This window comes from Actinomycetota bacterium (assembly GCA_040755895.1).
GTDB lineage: Bacteria > Actinomycetota > Aquicultoria > Subteraquimicrobiales > Subteraquimicrobiaceae > Subteraquimicrobium.
In genome coordinates this window covers 1-4,483 of record JBFMAG010000138.1, presented here as the reverse complement: position 1 = coordinate 4,483, position 4,483 = coordinate 1, and the positions used below count along the sequence as shown (strand labels likewise).

Genomic DNA, 4,483 nt, shown 5'->3' with positions numbered 1-4,483 from the left:
GTGCTAAACTCTCCATTGGGACCCCTTTCTTTGGTTGTTGGTTTTCTTAACACAATCCAAACTACCAAAGATTGGGTCCCATTTCTATCTCAAAATTTTTCAATCACCAATAAACGGAACTCTACTTGAGAAAGGAGTCTAGCAAGATGGAATCGACCTCTATTTTGGGGATTTTGGCAGGGAAGTGGAAAAATAGAGCTCCGTCACAAAAAATGCACTTGCGATCCACTCTCGATATGCTTGGAGGGCCTGAGGCGATGAATCCAATCTCAAATTTGATAAACTATCATCCTCATTTGTCCATATTTCATGCCAATAGCTTATCGCTTATAATGCGAGGATATCTACCACTCTTAACTGAGTCCACATTAACATTAGAATAGCAGGTGGCGTACTCATTGGCTATCTCAAAAGTTCAATCTGTTGATTCATCATCTATGACGATCTCCAGCTCTCCCTTATAATCTTGTTTTAACCCTTGTTCAATCGTCTTTTATTCCTACGAACCTATGTTCGTTTCAATATCACCCTTGTGCGTGACATACGATCCTTATGGTTCGGATGATATTCTGGGGGGATTGATCCTTGAGTAGTATATTACCACTTAGAAGCTAGCTGCTGGCTACTTGCCTAGCAGCCACTGGCTCCAAAACAAGCTTCAAAAACTGTCCAGTGTAGGACTTAGGATTTTCCATTATCTGTTCGGGGGTGCCGGTGGCAATCACATAGCCTCCCTCTTCTCCACCTTCAGGTCCCAAATCGATTATGTAGTCGGCGGTCTTTATCACATCTAAATTATGCTCTATGACCAGGACGGTATTTCCCTGATTGACAAGGCGGTTCAAAACATCCAGCAATTTTTCGATATCAGCGAAATGCAGACCGGTGGTCGGCTCATCCAAAATGTACAGGGTTCTACCAGTAGCCTTCTTCGAAAGCTCGGCGGCGAGCTTCACCCTCTGAGCCTCACCACCGGATAGAGTGGGAGCGGGCTGACCGAGCTTGATGTAACCCAAACCCACATCGTAGAGGGTTTGAAGGCGCCTTCTGATACTGGGAATATTTTCAAAGAACTTTAAGGCTTCTTCGACGGACATGTTCAAAACGTCGGCGATGGTTCTTCCCTTGAATTTTACCTCTAAGGTCTCTCTATTATAGCGCTTTCCCTTACACACCTCGCAGGGGATGTAAATATCGGGTAAGAAATGCATCTCTATTTTTATCGTTCCATCACCCTGGCAGGCGTCACAACGCCCGCCCCTGACGTTAAAACTGAATCTCCCGGGTTTGTATCCTCTTATCTTCGCCTCGGGTACCTCGGCGAAGACACGTCGGATATCATCAAAAACCTTCACATAGGTAGCCGGGTTGGAGCGAGGTGTCCTTCCAATGGGAGATTGATCTATATTTATCACCTTATCGATGTATTCAAGACCCTCTACGCCCTCGTGCTTCCCGGGTTTTTCCTTCGACTTATATAGTTTCGCTGCCAAGCTCTTATACAAAACATCCGAGACCAGCGTGCTCTTGCCGGAGCCGGAAACGCCCGTATTGCACACGAAGAGTCCCAAGGGAATGGGGACATCGATATCTTTAAGATTATGCTCACATGCACTCTTAATGGTCAGATACTTACCCTTAGGTTTTCTTCGAACGGGAGGAACTGGAATCCTTCTTTCCCCGCTCAAATACTTTCCGGTTATCGATTGAGGACATCGGATTAAATCCTCAACTCCACCGGTGACCACGATTTTCCCACCGTGCTCTCCAGCTCCCGGTCCGATATCCACGATGAAATCGGCACTCCTTATGGTGGTTTCATCATGCTCGACCACGATTATGGTATTTCCAAGATCCCTCAATCTCTTGAGGGATTCTATTAGACGCCGGTTATCCCTCTGATGGAGCCCTATACTCGGCTCGTCGAGAATATAAAGGACACCCGCGAGTCCCGATCCGATCTGAGTAGCTAGCCTGATGCGCTGAGCTTCACCACCAGCCAGGGTTGCCGCGGATCTATCCAGTGTGAGGTAATCCAATCCAACATCTATCATGAATTTCAGTCGATTCTGAATTTCCTTGATGATCCGTTGTGCGATCAGCATCTGCCTTGGACTCAAACTCGCTTTGAGCTTCTCCGTGAACTTCAAAGCCTCCTTGGCGCACATCTGTGTAAACTCATATATGTTCAGTCCACCGACGGTCACTGCCAGACTCTCTGGTTTGAGTCTCGCTCCTTTGCACCGAGGACAGGGGCTTACGCTCATATATTGTTCAATCTTCTCCCGAGCGTAGTCCGATTCGGCTTCTCTATAGCGTCGGTTGAGATTGGAAACGACCCCGGAGAAGGAAGTATAATAGCTTCTAATCCTCCCCGTGAGACTCCGGTATCTTACATAGACCTGCTCGTCACCGGTGCCGTACATGAGGATCTGCTTCTGCCAATCCTCCAAATTCCTCCAAGGGGTATCCATATCAATTCCATACTGTTCGGCCACCGCTCTAATTATTTTGGGATAAAAATCCACCCTGGTGTGATAGAAAGGAGCTATAGCGCCTTCGCGCAAGGATAAATCGGGGTTGGGAACCACCAAATCGGGATCTACCTCCATCTTCGTACCCAATCCACCACAATAGCTACAGGCACCATAGGGACTATTGAACGAGAACATCCTGGGGGAAAGCTCCTCAAAGCTTATCCCACAATCGATGCAAGCAAAATGGATGCTAAAGTCCTGCCTCTTACCATCGATGATCTCTATGGCTACGATCCCATCGGCCAGGTTTAAAGCGGTCTCGATGGAGTCCGCCAGCCTTCTTTCAACCCCCTCCTTCATTATCAATCGGTCGACGACTACATCGATATTGTGGCGGACATCCCTGTCCAATCTTACGTCCTCATCGAGTCCATAAATCCTCCCATCTATTTGGACCCGGGCAAAACCTTCCTTTCTTAACCTCTCAAGCAGTTCTCTATATTCACCCTTCCTCCCCCTCACCACAGGGGCCAATATCTGAAACTTAGTTCCCAAGGGAAGAGTGCTTATCTGCTCGATTATCTGCTGAGAACTCTGCTGAGCGATTTCCTTTCCACACTTCGGGCAGTGGGGGGTCCCGATTCTGGCATATAAAAGACGCAGATAATCATAGATTTCGGTGATCGTTCCCACTGTGGAACGAGGATTTTTGGGAGCGGATTTTTGATCGATGCAGATGGCTGGGGACAGCCCCTCGATTAAATCCACATCGGGTTTTTCCATCTGACCCAAAAATTGCCTGGCATAGGCGGATAAAGATTCCACATAGCGCCTCTGCCCCTCCGCATAGATGGTGTCGATAGCCAGAGACGACTTTCCGGATCCGGAAATCCCGGTCATCACGATGAACTCATCCCTGGGGAGTTCGACATTTATGTTCTTTAAATTATGTTCCCTTGCGCCTCGAATGATGATTTTGTCGGCCATTCTTCTCAACTCATTTATAAATTTATCTCTCTTTATGATAACAAATCGAGTTATAAAAATGACATAGGTCAAGAGTCATGGGAATTTTACCCTTTGACTCATGACCCGTGACTCTGCTTATAATCCATTTAGTGTGGCAAAATGGATCTACCGGATTCTCGCAACCACCGGGCTATCTGGAGTGCAATTGCCAAAAGGATTAAGGCAATTATCCCCGAGCAGATTTTAATCTTGAGCCCCGAGGAAGCGAGAATGGGATTGAGCGGATGTACTACCCTTCCAGTCCTTGACACCAGCAATACTACCAAAGGAGCAATCCAGGATATGGCGGCGTGTATATAAATTAGTTTTACCAAATTCCCAAGTGTCCGCTCCGCAGGTGCAAACCAGGCAACGAATAAAACCAAAAGAAGTAATATGAAGATAGTTGGTAGAATATTCTGCTTGCGAATGATAAAATCAAAACCCAGTCTCAAATCCTCCCGTAATTAAGCTTTTCTCTTCGCATTCATTATTTCAAGCTCCTTCTTTAGCTCCATTATCTGATCTCTGAGCTCGATTGCCTGCTCAAACTGCAATTCCTCGGCGGCTGCCCTCATTTCTTCCTCAAGGCTGTGAATCAAACGCTCGATCTCATCTTTGGGCATCGATAAGATTTCCTCTTGATACCTTCGCCTGTATCTATATAGCTTCGGTGATTCCGATATCCTCGCCGCCTGTAAGATATCGGTGATCGCCTTCCTAATGGTCTCCGGTTCAATGCCGTGTTTTCGATTATATTCCATCTGAAGTCTTCTTCTGCGATTGGTTTCGTTTAAAGCTCTTTGCATGGATTCCGTGACTTCACTCGCGTACAGAATGACCTGTCCACTGACATTTCTGGCGGCTCGACCGATGATCTGAATGAGCGATCTCTCGGAACGCAGGAAGCCCTCCTTGTCCGCATCCAAGATGGCCACCAAGGATACTTCCGGCAAGTCCAAACCCTCCCTCAGGAGGTTTATTCCCACAAGGACATC

General features: G+C 47.0%; 3 protein-coding genes. 1 reads left to right on the top strand and 2 read right to left on the bottom strand.

The features are described from left to right. Positions 1–611 precede the first annotated feature (611 nt). On the bottom strand, positions 612–3,464 hold the full coding sequence (gene uvrA / locus AB1466_06530; GenBank protein ID MEW6189739.1) for an excinuclease ABC subunit UvrA: 2,853 nt from the start codon (positions 3,462–3,464) through the stop codon (positions 612–614). A 141-nt stretch (positions 3,465–3,605) separates the two neighbouring features. Here uvrA and AB1466_06525 point away from each other — a divergent pair, with 141 nt between their 5' ends. Next, positions 3,606–3,806, top strand: coding sequence for a hypothetical protein (locus tag AB1466_06525; GenBank protein MEW6189738.1), 201 nt, complete (start codon positions 3,606–3,608; stop codon positions 3,804–3,806). A gap of 146 nt (positions 3,807–3,952) precedes the next feature. On the opposite strand, the gene AB1466_06520 is transcribed toward AB1466_06525, so the two are convergent. Then, positions 3,953–4,483: UvrB/UvrC motif-containing protein (locus tag AB1466_06520; GenBank protein MEW6189737.1), on the bottom strand; the 531-nt coding region annotated here is incomplete at its 5' end.

What these genes read in the sequence shown, in the direction of transcription:
- AB1466_06525 (MEW6189738.1), top strand. Translation starts at nt 3,606, where the DNA reads ATGGATCTACCGGATTCTCGCAACCACCGGGCTATCTGGAGTGCAATT.
- uvrA (MEW6189739.1), bottom strand. Translation starts at nt 3,464, where the DNA reads ATGGCCGACAAAATCATCATTCGAGGCGCAAGGGAACATAATTTAAAG.